Annotated in this window: 2 protein-coding genes; one reads left to right on the forward strand and one right to left on the reverse strand. The window is 66.2% G+C overall.

What is annotated here, in order from left to right; genetic code table 11:
- Positions 1-17: 17 nt before the first annotated feature.
- Positions 18-1250, reverse strand: coding sequence for an RNA-guided endonuclease InsQ/TnpB family protein (locus WH85_RS45985; protein WP_157411665.1), 1233 nt, complete (start codon positions 1248-1250; stop codon positions 18-20).
- A gap of 25 nt (positions 1251-1275) precedes the next feature.
- Between WH85_RS45985 and tnpA the strand changes: the two genes are divergently transcribed.
- Positions 1276-1692 (forward strand): IS200/IS605 family transposase, encoded by a 417-nt coding sequence (tnpA, locus tag WH85_RS45990; RefSeq protein WP_045748549.1) that lies wholly within the window; start codon positions 1276-1278, stop codon positions 1690-1692.
- Positions 1693-1739: the final 47 nt, after the last annotated feature.

The following is a 1739-nucleotide window of genomic DNA, read 5'->3' on the forward strand; positions in this document are numbered from 1 at the left end:
TTGACATCCTCGCCGCCCTAAAGGACGGCGATTCCAGCCACGCTGCGCGTGGCACGCGCGGCGTTCTGGCGGGTTACCGCTTCACTGCGCGGTGCCGGGACAAGTCCTGGTCTTACCTGCGCTCGACGGTCGTTGAAGTCCGCCTGCCCGGCGGCCTTGATGTTGATGGCGGCATTGACGTCACGGTCGTGGTGGCTGCCGCACGGGCAGTTCCACTCCCGGACGTTCAGCGGCATCTTGTCGTTGATCCGGCCGCAGGTGGAGCACATTCGGGTGGATGGGAAGAACCGGTCCACCCGGGCGAAGGTGCGCCCGTAACGCGCCGCCTTGTACTCCAACATGCCGGTGAAACCGGCCCAGCCCGCATCATGCACGGACTTCGCGAGCCGGGTCCGGCCGAGACCGGCCACGCACAGGTCCTCGACGTACACCGCTTGGTTGTCGCGGATGATCGCCGTGGACAGCTTGTGCTGCCAGTCCCGCCGGGTGTCGGCCACCCGCGCATGAGCGCGGGCAACCTGCGCAACGGCTTTCTTGCGACGGTTGCTGCCCTTCTGTTTGCGGGAAAGGGCCTGCTGCAACCGCTTGAGCTTGCGGGCCGCGCGGCGCAGGAACTTCGGCGCGGTCATCTTCGTGCCGTCGGACATCACGGCGAAGTGGGTCAGCCCGAGGTCGATACCGATCTCGGGTTCGACCGGCGGCAGCGTCTCGTCCTCGCCGATGGTCACGACGAACGAGGCGAAGTACCGGCCTACCGCGTCCTTGATGATCGTGACGCTGGACGGATCCGAGGGCAGGGCCCGCGACCAGCGGACCGGCAGGTCGCCGATCTTCGGCAACCTGAGTCGGCCGTTGTCGAGGATCGTGAACCGGGCGTTCTTGGTGAAGCGGATCGCCTGCCGGTTGTCCTTGCGTGAGCGGTACCGGGGCGGGGCCAGTTTGCGGCCCTTGCGTTTGCCCGAGAGCGAGTTGAAGAAGTTACGGTACGCGGTGTTCAGGTCCGCGAGGGCCTGCTGCAACACCACGGCCGACACCTCGCCCAGCCACACCCGCTGCGGGGTCGCCTTGGCCTCGGTGATGATCCGGCGCGACAACTCGCCGTCCGAGACGTACTTCTCGCCCGTCTCGCGGGCCTGCTGACGCAGCCGCAGCGCATCGTTGAAAACCACGCGGGCACACCCGAACGCCTGCGCCAGCGCGGTGCGCTGGGCTGCGTCCGGGGTGACCCGGAAGTTGTAACGGAGCTGCACGAACATCACTGTACCATGTTGGTTTATGGTCGAACTTCAAGGCATCCGCACTGGCAGACACTGTGTTTTTGCGTTGCATGTCCACTTGGTTTTCGTCACGAAGTTCCGGCACGAGGTATTCGCCGACCGGCACCTGACCCGGATGGAGGAGATCATGCGGGACGTGTGCGCCGACTTCGAGGCCGAGCTGGTCGAGTTCAACGGCGAGAACAACCACGTCCACCTGCTCGTCAACTTCCCGCCCAAGGTGGCCGTGGCCCGCCTGGTCAACAGTCTCAAGGGCGTGTCCTCGCGTCGCCTTCGGCAGGAGTTCCCCGACCTGGTGCGCCACTACTACCGAGCCAACAAGCTCTGGTCGGGCTCGTACTTCGCGGGCTCCGTCGGCGGCGCACCGCTGAGCGTCGTGAAGCAGTACACCGAGCAGCAGAACCGTCCCGGTTAAGGCACTGCCCGGGCCTGGCGGCCCTCCCAGCGCGGGCCTTCACCCCC

Origin of the sequence: Actinoplanes rectilineatus (assembly GCF_000962825.1) — a bacterium.
Taxonomy (GTDB): domain Bacteria; phylum Actinomycetota; class Actinomycetes; order Mycobacteriales; family Micromonosporaceae; genus Actinoplanes; species Actinoplanes rectilineatus.